We start from the raw sequence: 234 nt of genomic DNA, 5'->3' as shown, positions 1-234 counted from the left end.
ATCAGGGCACCGTCACCGACCAGGACATGGCCATGGCCAAGCTGAAGGCCACCGAGATGCTTGCATACGTTGCCGATGAGGCGATCCAGATTCATGGCGGCATGGGACTGATGGACGATTTGCCACTGGAGCGCATCTGGCGCGACGCGCGCGTCGAGCGCATCTGGGAAGGCACGTCAGAGATCCAGCGCCACATTATTTCAAGGGCGCTGCTGCGTCCGTTCGGGGCATAAC

1 protein-coding gene is annotated in these 234 nt (G+C 61.1%); it reads left to right on the top strand.

All coding sequences use genetic code 11. The features are described 5' to 3' along the window. Positions 1-233 (top strand): acyl-CoA dehydrogenase family protein (locus EOB49_RS35940; RefSeq protein ID WP_164782031.1); only part of this gene is annotated, 233 nt, incomplete at its 5' end. Position 234 lies beyond the last annotated feature (1 nt).

The sequence above is a fragment of the Mesorhizobium sp. M7A.F.Ca.MR.148.00.0.0 genome, assembly GCF_003997735.1.
Lineage (GTDB): Bacteria > Pseudomonadota > Alphaproteobacteria > Rhizobiales > Rhizobiaceae > Mesorhizobium.
This window is presented reverse-complemented; position numbering and strand designations above follow the sequence as displayed.